At 41.2% G+C, this 20,180-nt stretch carries 19 protein-coding genes; 2 read left to right on the forward strand and 17 right to left on the reverse strand.

Going from position 1 to position 20,180, the window contains the following annotated elements:
• Window positions 1-114: 114 nt before the first annotated feature.
• The 5 genes from G564_RS0108240 to G564_RS18885 form a co-directional block, all read right to left on the reverse strand.
• Window positions 115-924: an alpha/beta hydrolase gene (locus G564_RS0108240; RefSeq protein ID WP_029037248.1), complete on the reverse strand. Its 810-nt coding sequence runs from the start codon at window positions 922-924 to the stop codon at window positions 115-117.
• Window positions 925-1,594: 670 nt separating this feature from the next.
• Entirely contained in the window at window positions 1,595-2,302 is a 708-nt protein-coding gene (locus G564_RS0108245; protein WP_029037249.1) for a hypothetical protein, read from the reverse strand.
• A 126-nt stretch (window positions 2,303-2,428) separates the two neighbouring features.
• A complete protein-coding gene (locus tag G564_RS0108250; RefSeq protein WP_037373711.1) occupies window positions 2,429-3,403 on the reverse strand; it encodes a hypothetical protein in 975 nt (324 codons plus the stop codon).
• 101 nt (window positions 3,404-3,504) lie between these two features.
• Window positions 3,505-3,744 carry a hypothetical protein gene (locus G564_RS0108255; RefSeq protein WP_029037251.1) on the reverse strand — a complete coding sequence of 80 codons (240 nt, stop codon included), beginning with the start codon at window positions 3,742-3,744 and terminating at the stop codon, window positions 3,505-3,507.
• Window positions 3,745-3,785: 41 nt separating this feature from the next.
• Window positions 3,786-4,706 (reverse strand): SDR family oxidoreductase, encoded by a 921-nt coding sequence (locus G564_RS18885; RefSeq protein ID WP_084625609.1) that lies wholly within the window; start codon window positions 4,704-4,706, stop codon window positions 3,786-3,788.
• A 370-nt stretch (window positions 4,707-5,076) separates the two neighbouring features.
• Between G564_RS18885 and G564_RS18890 the strand changes: the two genes are divergently transcribed.
• Window positions 5,077-5,703 (forward strand): DUF6448 family protein, encoded by a 627-nt coding sequence (locus G564_RS18890; protein WP_051205364.1) that lies wholly within the window; start codon window positions 5,077-5,079, stop codon window positions 5,701-5,703.
• Between the two features lie 142 nt (window positions 5,704-5,845).
• On the opposite strand, the gene G564_RS20585 is transcribed toward G564_RS18890, so the two are convergent.
• The 10 genes from G564_RS20585 to G564_RS0108340 form a co-directional block, all read right to left on the reverse strand.
• The gene (locus tag G564_RS20585; RefSeq protein ID WP_156879204.1) at window positions 5,846-5,986 is read right to left on the reverse strand and encodes a hypothetical protein; all 141 of its coding nucleotides are present in this window, start codon (window positions 5,984-5,986) and stop codon (window positions 5,846-5,848) included.
• A gap of 448 nt (window positions 5,987-6,434) precedes the next feature.
• Entirely contained in the window at window positions 6,435-8,402 is a 1,968-nt protein-coding gene (locus G564_RS0108285) for an OmpA family protein (RefSeq protein WP_245583676.1), read from the reverse strand.
• Between the two features lie 80 nt (window positions 8,403-8,482).
• Window positions 8,483-10,612, reverse strand: a complete 2,130-nt coding sequence (locus G564_RS19885) for an InlB B-repeat-containing protein (RefSeq protein ID WP_051205365.1) — start codon at window positions 10,610-10,612, stop codon at window positions 8,483-8,485.
• 233 nt (window positions 10,613-10,845) lie between these two features.
• Window positions 10,846-11,412, reverse strand: a complete 567-nt coding sequence (locus G564_RS0108295; protein ID WP_029037254.1) for a helix-turn-helix domain-containing protein — start codon at window positions 11,410-11,412, stop codon at window positions 10,846-10,848.
• An 837-nt stretch (window positions 11,413-12,249) separates the two neighbouring features.
• Window positions 12,250-13,203 (reverse strand): leucine-rich repeat domain-containing protein, encoded by a 954-nt coding sequence (locus G564_RS0108310; protein ID WP_029037255.1) that lies wholly within the window; start codon window positions 13,201-13,203, stop codon window positions 12,250-12,252.
• A 206-nt stretch (window positions 13,204-13,409) separates the two neighbouring features.
• Window positions 13,410-14,366, reverse strand: coding sequence for a leucine-rich repeat domain-containing protein (locus G564_RS0108315; RefSeq protein ID WP_037373713.1), 957 nt, complete (start codon window positions 14,364-14,366; stop codon window positions 13,410-13,412).
• Between the two features lie 280 nt (window positions 14,367-14,646).
• A complete protein-coding gene (locus G564_RS0108325) occupies window positions 14,647-15,441 on the reverse strand; it encodes an MBL fold metallo-hydrolase (protein WP_029037257.1) in 795 nt (264 codons plus the stop codon).
• Between the two features lie 82 nt (window positions 15,442-15,523).
• Window positions 15,524-15,973 (reverse strand): nuclear transport factor 2 family protein, encoded by a 450-nt coding sequence (locus G564_RS0108330; protein WP_051205366.1) that lies wholly within the window; start codon window positions 15,971-15,973, stop codon window positions 15,524-15,526.
• A gap of 200 nt (window positions 15,974-16,173) precedes the next feature.
• Window positions 16,174-16,458: a hypothetical protein gene (locus tag G564_RS19890; RefSeq protein WP_029037259.1), complete on the reverse strand. Its 285-nt coding sequence runs from the start codon at window positions 16,456-16,458 to the stop codon at window positions 16,174-16,176.
• Window positions 16,459-16,468: 10 nt separating this feature from the next.
• Window positions 16,469-17,422: a hypothetical protein gene (locus G564_RS0108340; RefSeq protein ID WP_029037260.1), complete on the reverse strand. Its 954-nt coding sequence runs from the start codon at window positions 17,420-17,422 to the stop codon at window positions 16,469-16,471.
• A 331-nt stretch (window positions 17,423-17,753) separates the two neighbouring features.
• Here G564_RS0108340 and G564_RS0108350 point away from each other — a divergent pair, with 331 nt between their 5' ends.
• Window positions 17,754-18,872 (forward strand): sensor histidine kinase, encoded by a 1,119-nt coding sequence (locus tag G564_RS0108350; RefSeq protein WP_245583677.1) that lies wholly within the window; start codon window positions 17,754-17,756, stop codon window positions 18,870-18,872.
• Between the two features lie 33 nt (window positions 18,873-18,905).
• Here G564_RS0108350 and G564_RS0108355 read toward each other — a convergent pair whose 3' ends face one another.
• Window positions 18,906-19,361: a COG2426 family protein gene (locus tag G564_RS0108355; RefSeq protein ID WP_037373715.1), complete on the reverse strand. Its 456-nt coding sequence runs from the start codon at window positions 19,359-19,361 to the stop codon at window positions 18,906-18,908.
• Window positions 19,362-19,478: 117 nt separating this feature from the next.
• Window positions 19,479-20,039, reverse strand: a complete 561-nt coding sequence (locus G564_RS0108360; protein WP_029037263.1) for a hypothetical protein — start codon at window positions 20,037-20,039, stop codon at window positions 19,479-19,481.
• Between the last annotated feature and the right edge of the window lie 141 nt (window positions 20,040-20,180).

A 20,180-nucleotide genomic window follows, 5' to 3' on the forward strand; every position in this document is an offset into this window, starting at 1 on the left:
ATATAGAAGTCTTGGCTCCAGGCTCTGAAAGCGGAGCGATCGAGATTCTTTTCCAGGAAAATAATTTATTAGAATTACCAATTTTAAAGTTCACGGTGGTGGGAAAAAGCCTTCTTAATACCTCCTCAAAATACTTTCTATCTCCTTTCTGTAAATTCCGGTATCCAAAAAATTATTATGCCCCAGCCCTTCGAGGGTGATCAAAGTATCCTGCGGTTTAAGATGTTCTTTAATTTTCAAGGAAGAGCCGTAGTAAACGATCTCATCCTCACTTCCATGGAGCACCACCACCGGTGCATCTGTTTGCTTTACGTATTTACCCGTTTCAAGTTTGTACCTGATAAGAAAGGAGGGAAAAAGATTCAGCGGAAACATCTTTTTTGCAAGGTCTGGCAACGAATAAGGCGGTGCCTGCAGGATCAATAGCTTTGGTTTATTCTCTGCAGCCAGCTTTGCAGCCGAACCCGAACCAATGGAATGCCCCAGCACTATGATCTCCTCTTCGGGATACTCATTTTTTAATTCATCATAAAGTGCCTGTATATCCTCATGTAGTTGAGCTTCACTTTCTATACTGCCCTCACTTTTACCATAGCCCCTGTAATCGGGAATAAATACATCATAGTTATGTGCTCTAAATGTTTCGGCGACACTTCCCCAGCCTTCAAGCGATCCGGCGTTTCCATGCAGATAAAACACAATCCCTTTGGGATCTTCTGCTTTGAATAACAGGGAGTGGAGTTTTTTTCCATCCTGCATTTCAATATAGCGTTCTTCGAAATTTCGGAAATTTTGGAACTCGAAATCCTCTGCCAGTGTCTGCGGATAAAAGATCATTTTTTCCTGGAAGAAGTACAGCAGAGTGCAGATAAGCAGGTACAGAATTAGAAGGATGGAGAAGAAAGTGATCAAATTAGATTTCATTTTTAAGCCAGGGATCTTAAAGAAAAGATACAAAATATTAAAGGAATAGCTCTTCCTTTATTTCCCGCAGATCCCGGAGATTTTCGCAGATCACACAGTGGAATTGGTTTATTGAAGATTGAAAAGGGCCACGAATTCACGAATTTTTCTCTAATCACTCAGACGTACACTCGCACTCTTATCTCTCCCTGATAATTGCTAATTGATCATTAGTTGAAGCCACAGATGCAGGGATATTTTTATATCCACTCAAATGAGCTCACTCGCACTCTAATCTCTCCTGATAATTGCTCATTGTTTATTGATCATTGTTTAAAGCCATGAATACACGAATGTTCTCTAATCACTCAGACCTATTCACTCGCACTCTTATCTCCCCTGATAATTGATAATTGTTTATTGATAGTTGTAATCAGGATGAGATTTCTCGTCGCATTCTCTTTTTACCAAAAGAAAATGCTCTGTCGAAATGACAACCCATTCATTTTTATTGTTCATCTTTAATTGGAATTTGGTGCTTGGAATTTGGCCCTCCTTCGCACAAGCTTCGGCGGGTAAATGCCTGGAATTTGGTGCTTGAACATTGGAATTTCTTTTTTCATCTTCAAATCTTCAAATTCTCAAATCCTCAAATCGTTTTGTTCATTGTTAATTGCTAATTGTTTATTGATCAATTGCGTTCCCGGTAAAGCTTCTCCCCTATTTTGCCTTCATCACCCAGCGCCCGACCTTTAATTAACCAGGCGGTTCCGAAGAAGAAAAGTGCAAGAGCTTCTAAAATCAGGGTGGAATATCTGAACAGTCTAAAATTTTCTGAGATCGGGATCAGGATGATAAGAACGAGAATTGCACTACCACAAAACCTGTAGATATTGTTTTCATTTAACCTGCTTGTCGGAATATCTTCAGCTTCATTTTGTCCGATGGTGAATACATTTATGGCTAAAAGTGCGAAAATTCCGAAGAGCAAAGCAGCAAAACCGTAATGAAGCCAGCCCAACCAGGAAATCTGATAAGGAATGAGCGTAAGTACATATCGGGACGCTCCTCCGGGAGTAACGGGAATTAAAGCCACCCCCACTGCCATGATTCCGGCTATGTTGGTAAGTAACTGATCGTTCTTTAGGATCGAAGGATTGTCATGACCTTTATAACTTATCATAAATAAACCCACAGCAGCCAAAGTGCCGGTGAAGATGTCCCGTAAATTGGTGTAGTAATAATCACTGATAGATGGCTGCACTGCAGTTTTAAAAAAGGGAATAAATGATAAACCTATCAGTAAAACCGGAAGAGCCAATCCAAGATAACCTATCGCTCTTCTAAGCCTCCTGTAGGTAAAAATGTAATTCTTATTTTTATTGAGAATAATTTTCAAATTTCGGAACTGGTAAAAGATTCCTACTAAGATAATCTTTCTCCGGACTTGGATTAATTGAAAGCATAACAATAAAAGCGCAAAGGTTTTTAGCCTTTGCGCCTTAAAATTCCAGGTTTTAAAAACCTATTCTGCCTTTAAAATCGTAAAAGCATCGGTTGAACCACCGGCAAGGAGGACATCAAGATGTGCAACCAGGACGTAAGGTGAATTCTTCCTCATCGTAATAGTGGTAGTAAACTCATTTGGAGTCAGGATTTCCTCCACTAAAGTCGCTGTCTCCCATTTATCTTTTGTTCTAAAGGTTTGAACTCTGGAATTTTCTCCACCAAAGTCATTGCTTACCACCAGAAGTTCATTCGGATTTTTTAGATACAATCCATCAGGAGAAAAAAGAGGTGCGTCAACATTTATCTGAGACCATGCATGGGGGTCATCTAAAGGCACTTTTATCAGAATATTCCCGTCTGCCTTTCCAACCAGGAGAAATCCACGGGGATCGTAGTCAATTCCGTTAAGTCCGAAAGCCCCGGGAGCAGGAGCAAGAGCAGGGTCTTCGAGAAAGATCTCTGCCTCTCCCTGCGGATTCAGCTTGTAGAGAATACCTGCATAGCTGTCGGTCACATAGGCGTTGCCTTTATGATCTACTGTAACATCGTTAGCGAAATGTCCGCCTGGTCTTAGAGGGTGGAGTTCTGTATAAAATATAAATTCTCCCGAAAGATCGTAAGCCGCAAGTGCCGCCAAACTTCCGTCAATGTTCGAATTGGTAATTAGCACTCTCTTCCCGCTTTGATCCACATGCAGACCAATAGTAGAGACAAAGTCTGGGTTAGTTACCCACACGGAATATTCACCATCTATCACCTGTCCCACATCACCTCTGGTAATGGAGGAGATAAGGAACCTGTTGTCTCTTTTGTCATAATCAAGTCCTTCGGGATATAGATCAGGTTCATAAATCACAATACCTGGTTCATTTACCACCTTCACTTTTAGATCCAATTGTAACAGATCTGGATTTTCGTGATTCTCTTTAGAACATGATAAGCCGCTTAATCCCAATACCATGCAGAGAACTGCTGTACAAATCTTCTTCATAATATTTATTTTAGTTTAATTAATAATCGATTTAAAAAGGGGAAAGAGATCGGAAACAGAGAGAGAATTAGCTGATGTTTGTTGACAGCTTTGGATTTCTACTACTCATCTTTCGGAAGCTTCTCAAACTCCCTTCTTCGGCCTTCAAACCAGGCATTCATCATTTCGGGAGAGGACATTCGGGATTGCAGGTCATTCATAGCCCGTATATGTGCTTCATCACCTTTTCTTATCATTTCCATCCCGTGTTCTTTACTTTGGGAAGCCATGTCTTCAAAAGTGCCGGCATGAAATTCTTCTTCACACGCACCACCCAATTGTCTGCAAGTCATTGTTTTCATTCTGATATTTTTTAAATGATTCCGGTCGTTTGTTTGCTCATTCAACTATTGCCCGTAGTTTCCTCTTTATGGATTTTTCTCTTTCGGGGTTTTACTTTCGAAACTTCAGGACGAGCGGTAAGGCCGAAAAGATTTTCTACTGCATCATACCAATCTTTATCCTTAGCTGCATTAAAGGAGATCCACTCCTCATCTGTCATGGATGCACGCCATTCCAGGAAAGGTGTGGCATCGGGACCTACCGGATAACGTAGCTGCCAGCTGTTGCTGTTCGCGATCTCAAGAATGTTTTCTGCTACTATAGAGGCTTCAGTAGGATTCCTTAGCGAAGCCGCAAAAAGTCCGCCGAAGCGGTTCACCTGTGGATAAAGAGAACCCCCTGACCTTATGATGTTGCGGGCCATTTTGGTATCAATAATTCCCGGTTCCACTATCGCTACCCGAATGTTATAGGGTTTTACTTCCTGGGCCAGGGCCTCGCTTATCGCTTCCAAAGCAAATTTGGTCGCATTGTAAGGTCCCAAAGGGGAATTGGCAATCCTGCCCGCTACTGAGGCTACATTAATGATACATCCACTACCCCTTTCGCGCATTTTTGGCAAGACAGCTTTAATACACCTTAAGCAGCCAAAGTAATTTGTTTCCATGACGACTTTGAATTTCCAGATATCGGTTTCCTCTACCGAACCATGAACTTCGATCCCGGCATTGTTAACCAGCACATCAATATGATCCAGCTCCCTCCAAATTTCGTCAAAGCCTTGCTGTACGGACTCATCTGAATCTACATCCATTCTGCAGATACTTATATCTAAAGCCTCCTTTTCAATTTGTTCTTTTAAAGCCTCTGCACAATCGGGCTCCCGCATAGTAGCGAAGACCCTATAACCTTCCCTGCCAAAGGCCAGAGCCGTTTCCAGGCCTATTCCCTTACTTGTGCCCGTAATAACAACCGTTTTCATATCTGTGGTTTTAAATAAGATTCGGTACTTCAGGGGGAAGGGGGGAATTCATTTCGGGGGAGAAAATGGAAAGCGGAATAATACCTGCTAAAAAGCTGAACCTCAAGCAGTCTCTTAAATATCGGTTTTTTTTCTGAAGGTTAAGATGAAAACAAAAAAAAATTAAATATCCCCCTGAAGCCTACTGACTTGAAAATCATTTGAGCAGAAAATTACCGGGGAGAAATGGAAGTTTTAGAAGGTAAACTGGAAGTGGTCTTTATTTTTAAATACGCCAGTCATTTAAAACAATAAATTTTCGGCTCCTGACATTTCTCATGGTTTTTAGTTTATATACTCACTAATTTTCAGATCTATAAAAAAGAAGATTATGAAAACTCTCAAAACATGTAAAGTAGGGCTTCTCTTTCAGGTAAAAAGGTTTTTCAGGTATTCTGTGATCATGGTTTTCCTGTTGTTATGGAATCCCAACCTGTTGGCCCACTGCGACAGGGAAAATGGACCGGTGGCAATAGCTGCTAAAGAAGCCCTGAAAACGGAAAATATCGACAGGATCCTGATTTGGGTAGGAGAAGAAGAGGAGCAGGAGCTCCGGGAAAAATTTCAGCAAAGCCTACAGGTTTTTAAGGAGGGAGGAGGTGCTGCGGAACTGGCTGAAAAATATTTTATGGAAACAGCTGTAAGACTGCACCGCGCGGCAGAAGGAATGCCTTTTGAAGGTCTTAAACCTGCAAGTCCCAATCCGCCGGATATAGAAGCGGCAGAGAAAGCCCTGGAAACAGGCAATTTTGAGCCGGTAAAAAATCTTTTGTGCAGCGCACTGGAGGAGGAAAGTTCAAAATGGTTTGAGAAAGCCAGAACTTCTGCAGAGAATAAAGAAAAGAGTGTTGCCGAAGGTCGGGAATGGGTGAATAATTATGTTAAGTACATTGTATATATACATAAGCTTTATCAGGCCATCCAGGCCGGACCTCCCCATGGAGTGGACGCGCATTAATTTCGAGGGGAGATAAATCTCGGCTACCTTTTGCACGCTATTTTTTTTCGGCAATAGGTTTAAACCTTCCGGAAAGTATTTTTTTGGTTGATCTCCTGCGGTCTGCCTTTCCTTTTTTGTAGATCCTTTTAGAGGAGCGTACTTACATAAGCCATGAGGAAAACAAAACCTGGTTCAACAAACCATAAGATACAATATCAACATCATCAATTTCCCGCGGTTTATTTCCGTCCAATACAATGATCCCATGAACATGGTTCGGCATTACCATAAATTCCCCCAAATTAACATTTTTGAATGGTTTTAATTTCAACCCGCAGAACATCTGCAATCACACCTGCCTGTGACAACTGCATCTTTCCATCCACAATTTTCCAAAATAATTTTCCCGGGCTTTGGTGCGAATAGTTATAAAATATGCCGATCTCATCCATAATCCCAGTTCTGGAGACGGAGAGATTCATTTCTGTATTTGTTCATAATTCCGGTAATAACTGCTGTAAGTTAGGCAATTAAGACCCTTCATAAAAAATCCTCCTGAACTCGCACTTCTCTTTCCTTCTGAATCTAAAGATCCAGCCATTCCTTAAAAGCTGAAGCTTTACTACTGCTAATTACCTGATTTAGATTTCATAAAAATATTGACATCTGCAGTTTACGGAAACAAAAAAAAGGACCTGATCTTTACATCAGGTCCTTTTTTTATTATCTGAGAATTTTATCTCTAAAAATTACAGCGATTTATTGCTTGCAAGTAGATCGATCACCACCGTACGGTTATACGCACGTTCTTCGGGAAGATCATTTCCAAAAGGAGACTTTACAGTATCTTCACCAAAACCATGAACCTCGAACACAACATCTTTTCTATTTGATTTAGCAAGTGCCACTTCAAGTATCTTTTTCACGTCATTGGCACGGGCTATAGATAATTCCTGATTTCTCTTTGTCTCTCCAATAACATCTGTATGTCCATGGATGACCACTTTTCCATTCTTCGGAATTTTTGCCGCTACGATCTCAGTAAGGTATTTTTCGTACATCGCGATCGCTTTTGAATTATCAAAGTCATAGATGATACTAAATCTCATACCTTCTTCCACTTCAGACGGAGACCATAGTACAACGTTTATTTTAGAATCTTCAGTTATGGTCTCACCATCTTTGGCAGTACCGATCATTTTCACTTTGAAGTCGCCTTTGGTATTGGTTCCTAAAATGGTCTTTCCGGGGATGCTCACTTCTTCGTCAGTATAAGGTCCGTAGTTTTTAACCGTTCCATTATCATCTGTAAGTTCAAGTCTCCATGTAGAGAATGCTTCTTTTGCTCCGGCATTCTTAAAGGTAACATTGCTGGAAGCAGGTGCTTCCTGAATACCTCTAAGTTGTACCGACTTCATGGCAGCATTAGGGCCGCTCTGGAATTCCATTAGCAAGGCGGGAGAAGTACTTTCAATAGTTACCCTTCTGTCCTCTTCACGTAAAAGATCCAACTCCAGTTTTCCTCCAGTTTTTTCTGAAGGAAGTTTTGGTTTGTTCTTTCCTTCAACAGCAATTCTTGATGCGTTGATCGCAAATACATCCACCAGGTAAGTTTTGACAGATCCTGCCATTAGTTTTCCGTCTTCGGGACCTTTTTCAGATGAACCAACAAGAGTTATTGTTGTGTTCGGATTCTTACCCATACGGTCGCCAAGAATATTCAAAACATGGTAGTAAACCGCCATTTCACGTTTAGAACGTCCGGAAAGATCTTTTGGTGACTTAACTGCAACCTGATCTTCCTTAAAATCTTTTACCTCATCCTTGTTCAATAACTTATATCTGTTAGGGATCTCTGTTGATCCTTTTTCAAAATATATGTAGTTGCTCAAAGGAAAAGTTTCGGAAACAAGGCGCTCTCCTGGTACATTTCGTGGCGAATCAACTGCAAATTTAAATTCCGGTCTTACCACTGCAACTTCTTCAACTACAGATTTACGTCCCACACCAAACTTAATGGCTGCACCGGCTCTTATCGTGGTAATATTCCATGATTCTACTGAGCGTGGATTCTGACCGAAGTAAGGATGGAAAGCTACAAAGGGAGAAAGAACAAATTGCGTTCTCTGCTTATTTGAAGAAAGAGGAATGTCAAATCCCGCTCCCACTTGCATAGAGATAAGCCTGTCCTCCACCTCACTAAAGTCGGCATTGACTTCAGGATCGGCTATTTGATCTGGATATGCAGGATTTGTTCCTTTCTGATAAGTAAAAGACTTATCCAGGTTGAACGCCAGTCTTGGACCGGTGAACACATAAAATGAGTTCTTGAAAGGCGCGATTCGCAGACTAGGTTCTATTGTGATATAGCTAAGATCTGAAGAAAGGTCCATAGGACAGTAACATGGTGACATCACCTGATCCCACTCGCCCTGGCGATTGTCATATCCTGCCTGCAGCATGATCCCCCAAACTGAATTTGGGAAACGATATTCTATAAGAGGTGCGGCAAAAAGACCAACTCCGGTCCCGTCATGAAAAGCTGTGGGCACCATTAGATCGGCATTTATGCGCTGAGTGGTTCCGCGATAGAAATTGAAGTTAGCACCGGCGGCTACACCAAACAACCAGGTTGGCTTTTCGTACCCGGTTTCCTGTGCCAGTGTAGGCATCTGGAAACCTAATGCGATTATTATAATAAAAAGTATTTTTTTCATATTTTGGTTATAAGAGGACTGTGCAGGGCACAGTCCCATTTTATAATTGATTTTAATTTTACCGATCCCTAAGCGGATCATTATTTTTTAGCTGTGTTAGAATCCAGGCTTACAGATCCCGTCCTCGCCAATGCTCTTCCATTAAGGACTGCACCGGTATTCAGGGTGATCGAGATATCAGCAAGTATATTTCCGTAGAAAACAGAAGTGGTTCCAAGAGTTGCAGAAGTACCTACTATCCAGTAAATATTTTCAGCTTTTGCACCACCCGAAAGAACAATACTTGTCCCCGGATCTGTGATCAAAGTTGATCCCATCTTAAAGATCCACACCGCATTTGCATCACCATGTAAGGTTAAGACTCCCTGTGGGCCTGTTCCTGAAATTCCGGTTGATGATGAATTAACATACAACCCCGGGGTAAGAGTAAGACCTCCAAGTTGTCCCGGTAACGAAATAGCATTTAAAGATCTGGACTGGCCATCATTATAGGCTGTGGTCAAATCCTTTTTGGCCTGGTCAACTATAGGATCAGCCGTGGTATAAAGCTTTCCAATTACATTGGTCTGGTCCAGACCGTTGATCGTGGCGGTTGGGAATGAACCCACATCACCTGTTAACCTGGTAGTAACACCAGTGTTTGTGATCCCTGCTCCTGCAAGCACAACAAAGTCTCCGGCAGATCTCATGTTGATACCCTGGATATTGGAATTGTTCACCTGAGTAAAGTTCGCTGTGATGTTCTTGTTAGCGTTCATAGTAACGCTGAGGGGATTGTTAGTTCCTGAAGCATCACCACTCCACGATGAAAATTCATAACCATTAGCCGGGGTGGCTGTAAGTCTTACTGTACTTCCGCTGTTGTAGGATTGCTGATTAGGATCCTTAGCGACAGTTCCATTCTGAGCTGTAACATTAAGGGTATAAGTGTTAGCAGGTATCAAAGTAAAGTTAGCAGTAATGTTCTTGTTAGCGTTCATTGTGATTGTTAACGGATTTGTAGATCCGCTGGCGTCACCGCTCCAGGAAGAGAACTGATATCCTGTGGCCGGGATGGCAGTAAGCTTTACCGTAGTTCCACTACTATAAGTCTGCTGATTTGGATTCTTAGCGACAGTTCCGTTTTGAGCAGTTACATTTAAGGTATAGGTGCTAATTGGTACCAAAGTAAAGTTCGCAGTGATATTCTTGTTAGCGTTCATCGTAACTGTAAGGGGATTTGTAGATCCGCTCGCGTCACCGCTCCATGAAGAGAATTGATATCCTACAGCCGGGCTAGCGGTAAGCTTTACCGTAGAGCCACTATTGTAAGTCTGCTGGTTTGGATCCTTAGCAATAGTTCCGTTTTGGGCAGTCAGGCTCAATGAAAACTGAATAGGAGTAAAGTTTGCAGTAATATTCTTATCAGCATCCATAGTAACAGTCAGGGGATTTGTAGATCCCGTGGCATCCCCGCTCCATGAAGAAAATTCATATCCTGCGGCTGGCGTAGCAGTAAGTTTTACTGTAGTGCCGGTGTCGTAAGTTTCCTGGTTTGGATCTTTTGCAACAGTTCCGTTTTCAGCAGTTAGGTTTAAAGTATAAGTTCTTACTACGAAATGTGCAACTAATGCAATGTTCCCATTCATTTTAAACTCGTAGTTTGCATTTGTCGAAACAATTTTGTCACCAACTGTCCAGTTTGAAAATGCAAAACCTTCGTTAGCCGTTGCTACAACACTAACGGTAGATCCTTCATTAAAATCTCCAGATCCTGTCACAGTTCCACTGGTCTCGGGAGCAGCAGTTGCTGTAACTTGAGGAATAGTTGTAAAGCTCCATACATAATTTTCCTGCAATGCATTACCCATAGGATCTTTAATCCCTGTGGTTACAGTTCCTGTGTAGATAACATTTGGCAGGAGATTGGCAGCCGGGGTAAAAAAGGCGGTAGATTCTGAATAGGTAACAGTTCCGGTTACTTTATTGGTTCCGGTTATAGTAAAAGTTTCTGAATTTACAGTCTCAGGATTAAGTTCTTCATTAAAGATCACAGAGATCACCTGGTCGAGAGGGACATCTACATCCCCGTCATCCGGGATGGTCGACAGTACAATAGGGCATACTCCCACGACCTCAACGACATCATCTTCGGAACATCCCGAAGTAAAAAGGGCAAGTGCAAATGCAAATGCAAAGGCAGGGGTTAATGATAATTTTTTAAAACGCATATATTTTTTTTGATAGTGTTATTGGCAAGGGGCCAGAGTGAAAATTTTCACGCTGCAAATGTGAGGGACAAGTCCTACTGAAATGTTATATAATTCACACTATTGGCTACAGTTTAACTATTGATGTTCAGGTGCCATTCCTGTTGGGCCGGAGTCATTTTTAGAAGCTGCTGACAGCTTCCTGGGAAGGTAAAAAAGGAGAAAAGGAAATTATTTTTCGAGAGGTAAAGCAATTATGCCTGTTGGAGTTCAGCCATATCTTCCCTTTTCTGCCTTATCAATTTATAACATGTGGGAGAGATGCCGGTAACCTTTTTAAACTGGCCGGATAAATGTGCCACGCTGCTGTAATGCAGGTTATAGGAGATCTGAGACAAGCTGATTCCGCCGGTGAAAAGCAGTTCTTTCACCCTCTCAATTTTGCCGGAAATGATATACTGATGTATGGAGAACCCATATACTTCTGAAAAGATGTTGGCCAGATAAGTGTAATCGTAACCCATTTTTGCGCTCAGGTGTTCAGAATAGCTGATTATAGGATGTCCGTCTGAATACTCGATCATTTCCAGGATGGCAGTCTTTATCTTTTCGACCAGAATGACTTTTTTAGCCTCGTGCAGTTTCAATCCCAGGGGTAGAAGATTGATCTTTAACTGGACCCGTTGCTTTGGCGTTAGCCCGTCAGGAAGCTCCACCACCCCAATATCAATAAGCCCAAAAGGGATCTTCAGCCTTTCGAGTTCTCCTTTTACCAGGGCTTTGCCGGGTAAACCGACCATGTTTTTTATGTATAATTTCATTGAAATTGGGGGTAAGGCGCAAATAAACTCTCGAATTGACCGGGATTTAAAACAACCTCTAACCGATAAAAGGGAAGCGTTGAACGCTACAACAATAGTACGCATTTAAAACACAGTAGGACTTGTATTACAGGTTTATTAAAAGTACGAAGTTGGAAGTACGATTTTAGAAGTGCGATTTTAAAAGTACGAAGTTAGAAGTTGGTTTCTAGAAGTCAGATGTTAGAAGATGCCTTATTGCCTTAAAATTTTACAAACCTTCATTTCTCCTGGAAACAATTGATCCTCTTTCCAGTTCACAGGATTCTTCTGAATGTATTCGGAAATTCTATAAAATGATTGTTGGTCCCGGATGATATGATCATAAAATCTGATTTGCCATGCAAATTTTAACCCCAATCTATTGGGGTGTTTTGTAACGGCCGATTTATAGGATCCTACAATAGATGAAATCGTATTTTTCCCCCGATTTTGAAATTGGCCGATGGTTTTTTCGGAATCCTGGCCGGGTTGGATTGGATTGCCCCGTTGATATTGTAGGGGCAAGGCATGCCTTACCCCTACAATACCAATATCAATATTATCAATTTTCCAATGTGTATTCCATCCAAGATAATAATTCCATGAATATGGTTCGGCATTACCACAAATTCCCCTAAATCAACTTTTTTTGAATGGTTTTTAATTTCATACCACAATGCCTCTGAAATTACCCCCGCCTGTGACAACTTCATTTCGTCATCCACTTATAAAATATGCCGCATCCCAACCATAATCCCATCGCTGCAGACGGATTGATCCATTCCTGTATTTATGCTGAAGTTTGGCAGGCATGACTCAAAAGCCACAATCTGTTACCACAACAGTATTCTCATCTCTCAAAGTGGCGATCTGCTCAAACTCCTCCGGGATATCATCAATACAGATTTGCTCTATATAAGGATAATTGGCAAATCCCTCTTCCCCATATCCTATATCTTCGGCAATCAAAGTATGCAAGACAGAAGAATTCTTCAGGATCAGCGTTTTGATCAGGTTCTCAGAAATATCCAGCCATTCCAGACTGGTTAAACAATGGAAGTCGAAAGTTTCGGGTTCGCCGCCATTAAGGTGGGACATTTTTAGTTCTTTAAGGGAAGGTATCTGGCAAAAATCAATATTCAAAAAGCTGTTACTTATATCCAGTTTCGTTAAGCTGTTCGTTCCTGCCAGGTTAACATCCAAAAAATTGACAGGAAGTTTTATATTTTCTTCTGTGTAGCCTAAATAGTAGGGTCTGTTGTTTATTAATTTCAGCTCTTTCAAATTAGTGAGGCCTGAAAGGTCCAGAGCTTTATAATGATTTGTTGTAAGGACGTTCACCTCCAGGTATTCGAGATTTTTCAAATCTGTGAGATCATAGCTAAGTAATTCTGTTTTAGGAGTTTGTTCTACCGAAAAAATACTTAGTCCACTTAATGTCAATCGTCTGAGATTTACAAAATTTTCAATACCTGTAAGATTTACAGATTCTTTGATCTCGGGATTAAAAAAATCGATGACCAGAGCTTCAATTAGTTCTGCTTCTGTACGCTGAATCTCACCATCATTGTTCAGGTCCACATTGCGATCTCCGATGTTATCATTATTCGTGTCATTGCAATATGTGCTTATGAGCACTTGTTTCAAATAATCATCGGTAATGTCAATTCCGCGGGGCGGCGGCTCCTGATGAGGATCCCCCAGGTTCTCCGGTTCACAGGAAATGATCAATAGCAATAGCAATAGCAGAGGCAGCAAACTTCTTTTCATAAGAACAGAATTGGTTACTTAATGAAAGGTCTGGTCGCGGAGGTAGGGATGCAAACTTGACCTGAAATGACGATCAAGATAATTATTTTATTGAAAATTAGCAAGTTACGCCTTATCCTCAATTATTTTAAATGGATATAGGAAAGTTCCTGCCCCACAACTCATTCCCGGAGAGGCTTTAAAAAATAAGATTTTAGAGTAGTAAACTAATAACTACAATCTGTCACCACCACCGTATTCTCATCTCTCAAAGTGGCGATCTGCTCAAACTCCTCCGGGATATCATCTATACAGATATGTTCCAGATAAGGGTAATTGGCGAATCCATCTTCCCCGTAACCAATATCTCTCGCAATTAAAGTATTCAAAACCGAAGAATTTTTAAGGATCAGCTTATCAATATGATTATCGGAGATATCAAGCCATTCCAGATTGGTTAAACAATGGAAATCAAAGATCTCCGGCTCCCCTCCTTCCAGGTAAGACATGTTAAGTCTTTTGAGGGATGGCACCTTACAGAAATCTATATTTAAAAAACTATTGGTAATATCCATAACCGTCAGGTTAGAAGCACCTTCTAGTTTAATATCCATAAAAGCTATAGGCTTGTTCCAATCTTCGAAGTCCAATCCATAGTCAGGCCTGCTATTGAGCAATATCAATTCTTTTAAATTCGAAAGGCCACGGAGATCTATAGCCTCGAAGGCGTTTGTGCCAAGATTGCTAAGCTGAACATATTCAAGCTTTTTTAGCCCGGAAAGATCATAGGTAATCAACTCTTCATTTTCGACCTTGTTATGCCTGTGATCACCGGACATTTTAAGGTGCCTGAGATTGAGAAAATTCTCGATTCCGCTGAGATCCACATATCTTTCGAACTCAATATAATTAAAATGAAGGATCAATCCTTCGATCAATTCCGCTTCACTGCGCTGGATCTCCCCGTCGTTATTTAGATCGATGTCGCTATCGCCTTCATTATCTCCATTTGTGTCTATGGAATTGGTGCTTACCAGCGCATGCTTAAAATGCTCATCGGGAATTTCTATGATCTCTTCAGCTACCGGTGGTTCGGGTTCTTTATCCCCCGAACCTTCGGGTTCGCAGGCAGTGGCAAGAAAAAGTGCAGAAAATAGCAACAGGGGTAGAAAATACCTTTTCATGAATGGTTGGATTCGTTAATTCACTACAATGCAATATGAACGGCCGGTCGCGGAAGTAGGAATGCAAACATTCACCCGATTCGCTGAACAAGTTAAATATTTTATTTGAAAATCAGGTTATTATGTACGGGCGGAGAAAAAAAACAAAAAATCAGTTTTGCTTCTGGATGTTTTCTGAAAAAAGTGTTCGCTTTGAAGAGGTTCCAAAAATGGCATTTTTGGCAGGTGTTTATGTTCAATTTTCTGTAAACGGCCTGGGTGTGAATCTTTAATAGAATTCCTACCCGCCCAGGTCAATAGCATCCCCTTCTTTCGGAATTATCAGCTTTTCAGAAAAGGCATTTTCTTTCGCAAATTTCCTCAGTTCACTTCGGCTAAGGCTACAGTGATTTAAAGCCTCCATATGAATAGTTATAATCGTGGCAGTCGGTAAAAGTTTGTGGATCCTTTCAACATCTTCTTTTCCGGTTAGTATAGCACCAAATCGCCCGTCCTCCATCCTGGCACGGCCGGCGTTGACCACCACCACATCGGGTTTCAGGTTTTTTATATTCTGCTCTATCTCATCGATCCAGATGGTATCTCCCAGGAAGTAAACAGATCTGTCCCCTTCCGCGGAAAAATAGAAGCCCGAGGATTCTCCCAGGAATTCAGCCATTTCGGGTACGGTATAGGCTGCATCGTTTCCATGTTGGCAGCGGGTTTTGGTGATCTGTAGTCCGTCAAAATTTGTCTGCTCAGGTAAGACCTCAACATCAGTAAAGCCCTGTGATTCTACTTTTTGAGCATCCCCGGTATTCTGAACCAGGATCTTTAAGTCTTTAGGCAGAATTTGCTGCGCCATGCGATCCCAGTGATCGGTGTGCAGATGTGTTAGCAGTACAGCATCTACATCAAACAAACTTTCAGGTTTTACAGGCAACTCAACCAGCGGATTCCTCACATCTGAATTCACTGTTCCGGGAAATCCGGGATAGGTATCCTTTTGAGCAAACATGGGATCCATTAAGATCCTCTTACCTCCGTAATTATAAACCAGAGTTGCATTCCTGATGAACTGAAGCTGTGAAGGCATAAACGGACTGTTTTATTAATGCGAAAATAGAGGTTGACTTGTATGGTTCATTGATCATTGCTAATTGTTTATTGTTAACTGATCATTGTTTTACAGTAGAATGCAGCATCTGCAGTTTCCATCCCTCGTCGGTTAAAATAGCAGTTGCGCTTTCTATCCAGTTCATCTCCCTTACGATCTCCTCCCCTTGCTTAAACTTTGCGTTGTTGTGGTAGGCTACCCAGGCCATCTTCCCTTCAATTTTAATCTCAATAAAATCAAAATAGTTCAGGCGTTTCACAGTAGATCTTCTTTCTCCCGATCTTTCCACATAGCTCCTCATCTTCTCCATATCCCACACCTCTCCTGTTTCCAGCAGTAGAAAATCTTCAGTGAGGCAGGTATCCAGCGCCTGCGGCTCATAATCTGAAAATATCTCCTGAAAAGTTTTTTCTATAAGTTCCTTGATCTGCTCTTCATCAGTTTTCTCTGAAGTCTGCCCGAAGGTTGTCATGCTCATAAAAATAATGGCAAACTGAAAAGTTGTTTTCATAATAAGTGATTCCGTTGAAGTACGATTTTAGAAATACGAAGTTAGAAGTTTTGGCCTGCCTTCGCTAAAGCTTCGGCAGGTAAAAATTTGGGATTTGGAATTTGGTGCTTGGAATTTTCGCAAAGAGGTGTCAAAAATGACATTTTTAAATAGATTTTAGAAGTACGAAGTTAGAAGTGGAATTGTTGTTCGTTTAACTATCATACCTCCGGAAATAATGAATCCTCTTTCCAATTCTGAGGATTCTTTTGAATGTATTCTGATATTCTTGCAAAGTATTGCTGATCCCTGATTATGTGGTCGTAAAAACGGGATTGCCATGCAAACTCAAGATTTGATCTATTGGCATTTTTCGTCACAGCTGATTTATAAGAACCTACAATTTTATCACCTTTAATTTCAAAAGCTTTATTATCATAAAAATGACTTTCATCCCGATTCGATATATCAATAATTTCAGATTTGCTAATTAATCTTTCTCTCATATCGGTGTTACTAGTTTTTATTTAAATTATTTTCAGCCATTTCCGTCCCTTCCTTCCGCTCCATCAAAACCTCCAAATTCCGAACAAACTTTTCCCTAATACGTGGATTGGCATATTTTTCGGCCATTGCGATTTTTTCAGTACTGGGTTCGTAGTAGTACAGGTTCTTTCCGTTCTGCTTGTTCATCTGGTGAGAAATATACCATTCGGTCAGCTTGTACAATTCTATGCTGTTGGGATTCCAGTTTCGGTTGTTATAGGCCTCCAGGATCTGCTCCAGTTGCTCCTCTTCCATAGGATTTGGATTCTCTCTATAATTCCAGGCCAGGAATTCATTTATTGCACCTAATTCAATTTCGGTCCTCAGGTAGTTTTCGAAACTTTTATTTCTAAGATCTTGTGCGAAATTCAATTTGGTGAGAATGCTGTCCCGGTGAGCACTCACCTGTCCCCAAACTTTTTCGGGATCTTGTTGCCCGGAAGCAGATTGCTCATCCACAAACTTTCTGAAATTTATACTTTTATAGTAGTCTCTTAGTACGTTGTGCCGGTCATCGCCATAGGTTACCTCATCCTTTTTTTCATTCCAGTGGGCAATATTGTAGTTCTTCCCTTGCTCCACATAGAACAGAGGATCAAATCCGAAGAATTTTTCACAGAATGAGTAGTAATAATGATCGGGCCTGTCCCTCAAAACCATATATGTACCCGGAGGTCTTTGTCTATTATCAATGGTTACAAGTGCCGGCTCCGTATTCAGTAGACTAAAGGCGAAATTTCCCTCGGAATCTACCACAGTGGAATCGAGCATGTATTCCTCCATGTAATCGAGATGGCTGTATTTCTTCAGGTAAATGGTTTGCCCGGCTAAGGTTTTACTGTTTCCGGCAATAGTTGTTTTAAAAGGATCGTCGCTACAGCTCCAAAAGAGAATAGCAGCAAAAAGAAATGACAGATTTTTCATTTGGATTCTTTATGTTTCTGCCGGAAGTAATACATCCAAAAAAGATGATGCAAAGCCGGGAATTGAAAAAGCTGTAGGGATGTTAAAAATAATATAAAATCTTACAAGACCGAAGATTTCAGAAGAAACTTTTAGATCTAATCCTCCAGAGAATTTCTCTTCTTCCGTTTAGACATTTAAACAAAAAACCAGACCGACTGACGCTTATGATCATCGGTGTCATTATTTTTATATTTTGCACCTCCCCAAAACTCTGAGTCAACCTGATATAATACTGGTATTATGTGCTTTCCCCCGCAATTTTTGCCGTTATTTGCAAATTGCATGTATAATGAATGCACCCTACATTATGCCTAAAACTCCCCGCAATAACGCCCGTCAATTACGAAAGCTCGATTTTGATCTGGCTAATTATTTTTCCAATACGATCATTCCGCAGCTATTAGTAGATGCGGACCTTATTCTAAGGATCTTCACCCCGCCGGCGATGAAACAGTTCTCTTTATCCTATGATCACGTGGGCAGCAGCATTCATGATATAAAGGACAATATTCGCTACCCTACCTTTGTTGAAAATATTGAGGAAGTGATCGCGACCGGTGAAAACCTCGAGAAGGAGATACAAACTACAGATGGTCTATGGTACCAAATGAATATAGTGCCCTATATTGAACATGAGGAGGAAATTACCAACGGGGTCATCATTACTTTTATAGATATTACCAAACGGCTCAACGCGATCAAGGAGCTGGAGAAGCTGAATGCTCAACATGAAACGCTAATGTTCGCACTGTCTCACGACATAAGGCAACCTATTTCGGCCATTACCTTACTGGCAGAAACCCTGACTCAGGCCTACAAAAATCACGATCTGCAGCAATTCGATAAGTGGATAAAGAACCTCAGGCAGTTTTCTAAAGGCCTCGCATCTCTGGTAGATGATTTCATTACAGATAACGGAAATATGTCAAAAGAAGAGCCCCGGGAGCTAAGACTGAATATTCAGGAAATATGCGCCGATGTGCTTACTGCTCTAAAATATGAAATTAAGCTCCACAGGATAGAGGTTATAAAGAATTTTCAGACTTCAGAGATCATTTTTCCGAAGAACAGCCTTAGAAGCGTGGTTTACAACCTGGTGCACAATGCTATTAAATACAGAGACCCTGATAAAACGGCAAGGATTGAGATCTCAACTGAGAAAGTGGAGCGTTTTGTGGTCCTGTGCGTACAGGATAACGGACCCGGTATAGCAGAGAAAGATCAGGCCCGGATCTTCGAAAAGTCTTTAAGAATAAGAGAGGATGTACAGGGAACCGGCATGGGACTTTATGTAGCCAAAAGGATGATCGAAGCTCATGGCGGCAGGATCACTTTGGAAAGTAAGCCAGGTGAAGGCACTACTTTTAAGGTGTTCTTCAAAAGTGAGTTCTCTCCTAAAAAACATTAGCAGCACATCCCGAAAAGAAAATTTAAATTTGTTTTAAGCTCCTCCCTCTACAGCCAGCACTGTAGCTGTCCAGACTATTACACAGGAGAAATAGATCCCAATCGTGTTAGCGGCAAAAGCTCTTTTTGGTTCGAGTCCGAAAAGGAAGGCAGCGATAGTACCCGCGTAGACTCCGGTGCCAGGGATTGGCATCATCACAAATAAAAGCAGGCCCCAAAAGCCGTATTTCTGTACGTTCTTGCCTGCCCCTGTCTTAGCACGCCTGGCCACGAAAATTGCGGACTTCTTGTAAAATCTCCACCGCAGAAAATGACGATTGATAAAGTGCAGGAAAAACTGCATCAGCGGGAAAACCAGAACGTTGGCGGCAAAGCATACTACAAAAGCGATGTAATAATTCACCCCGTTCAGGATCGCATATGGCAGTCCCACTTTGGCTTCTCCAAATGGCGAAATACTCCATAGCGCAGCATAGAAAGTCTCCAGCACAACAATTTTTTTTGCGAAAATAATTGTTACTTCTGTTAACTCCGGATATTCTTTAATTGTATTTCAAAATTTAACTACTATTGGGAAAAGGACTTTTTTCCCATTCAGAAGATGGAACTAGTAAATGGGAAACGAAAGACCAACGGCAGCAGCTCCTACAAACTGCTCCAGGTCATTATGGAAATACCCCGTGAGTTTGATATCTACATTGGTGAAGGCCTCCAACACTAAGCCAAGAGAGACAGGAATATGCAGGAAGACGCCGCTCTCCTCTATACTTTTGGCAGGCATGAAGGTTTCAAAGGAACCAATGGATGCTCCAATTCCAATTTCAAAAAAAGGTGCTACAAAGGGTATGGGTGCAGTGAGCCTCGTTTTCCCGCCAAACAAAAGAGCGTTGGCCGATGACCTGTACCTTGCCTTTACCTCATCGGACGAGTTTTCCTTAAATTTCGTCAGGATCAATCCGGCATAAGGTCTAATGTCGATCCAGCTCGCCGGACTCAATACATATTCTCCCTGTGCAAACACCCCCGGATCCTGGAGCAGATCCATTTGCTCATATGGCGCACTCAAACCGGGCCCTAAAGAAATATAACTGGCCCTTTCTTCGAAAAATTGAGCCTCAACCTGAGCTGAAGTTAAAATTGCAATAATTATTAAGAGTACTTTTCCCATTCAGCGCATAAATATAGCAGAAAGCTTCTATTTACAAGGGCTTGCTAAAAAAAATTCGGTATGAGTTTTCAAAAAAGCAGTTTTGGGTGCAGTCTTTATTTTCCGGAGATTTACAGCTTATTTTAGAGAATCTTTATTTCT

This window comes from Salinimicrobium xinjiangense DSM 19287, assembly GCF_000423585.1.
Taxonomy (GTDB): domain Bacteria; phylum Bacteroidota; class Bacteroidia; order Flavobacteriales; family Flavobacteriaceae; genus Salinimicrobium; species Salinimicrobium xinjiangense.

Excerpts from the sequence above, each read along its gene's own strand:
- G564_RS0108240 (WP_029037248.1), bottom strand. The coding sequence starts at position 924 with ATGAAATCTAATTTGATCACTTTCTTCTCCATCCTTCTAATTCTGTAC.
- G564_RS0108250 (WP_037373711.1), bottom strand. The coding sequence starts at position 3,403 with ATGAAGAAGATTTGTACAGCAGTTCTCTGCATGGTATTGGGATTAAGC.
- G564_RS0108255 (WP_029037251.1), bottom strand. The coding sequence starts at position 3,744 with ATGAAAACAATGACTTGCAGACAATTGGGTGGTGCGTGTGAAGAAGAA.
- G564_RS18885 (WP_084625609.1), bottom strand. The coding sequence starts at position 4,706 with ATGAAAACGGTTGTTATTACGGGCACAAGTAAGGGAATAGGCCTGGAA.
- G564_RS18890 (WP_051205364.1), top strand. The coding sequence starts at position 5,077 with ATGAAAACTCTCAAAACATGTAAAGTAGGGCTTCTCTTTCAGGTAAAA.
- G564_RS0108285 (WP_245583676.1), bottom strand. The coding sequence starts at position 8,402 with ATGAAAAAAATACTTTTTATTATAATAATCGCATTAGGTTTCCAGATG.
- G564_RS19885 (WP_051205365.1), bottom strand. The coding sequence starts at position 10,612 with ATGCGTTTTAAAAAATTATCATTAACCCCTGCCTTTGCATTTGCATTT.
- G564_RS0108295 (WP_029037254.1), bottom strand. The coding sequence starts at position 11,412 with ATGAAATTATACATAAAAAACATGGTCGGTTTACCCGGCAAAGCCCTG.
- G564_RS0108310 (WP_029037255.1), bottom strand. The coding sequence starts at position 13,203 with ATGAAAAGAAGTTTGCTGCCTCTGCTATTGCTATTGCTATTGATCATT.
- G564_RS0108315 (WP_037373713.1), bottom strand. The coding sequence starts at position 14,366 with ATGAAAAGGTATTTTCTACCCCTGTTGCTATTTTCTGCACTTTTTCTT.
- G564_RS0108325 (WP_029037257.1), bottom strand. The coding sequence starts at position 15,441 with ATGCCTTCACAGCTTCAGTTCATCAGGAATGCAACTCTGGTTTATAAT.
- G564_RS0108330 (WP_051205366.1), bottom strand. The coding sequence starts at position 15,973 with ATGAAAACAACTTTTCAGTTTGCCATTATTTTTATGAGCATGACAACC.
- G564_RS19890 (WP_029037259.1), bottom strand. The coding sequence starts at position 16,458 with ATGAGAGAAAGATTAATTAGCAAATCTGAAATTATTGATATATCGAAT.
- G564_RS0108340 (WP_029037260.1), bottom strand. The coding sequence starts at position 17,422 with ATGAAAAATCTGTCATTTCTTTTTGCTGCTATTCTCTTTTGGAGCTGT.
- G564_RS0108350 (WP_245583677.1), top strand. The coding sequence starts at position 17,754 with ATGAATGCACCCTACATTATGCCTAAAACTCCCCGCAATAACGCCCGT.
- G564_RS0108360 (WP_029037263.1), bottom strand. The coding sequence starts at position 20,039 with ATGGGAAAAGTACTCTTAATAATTATTGCAATTTTAACTTCAGCTCAG.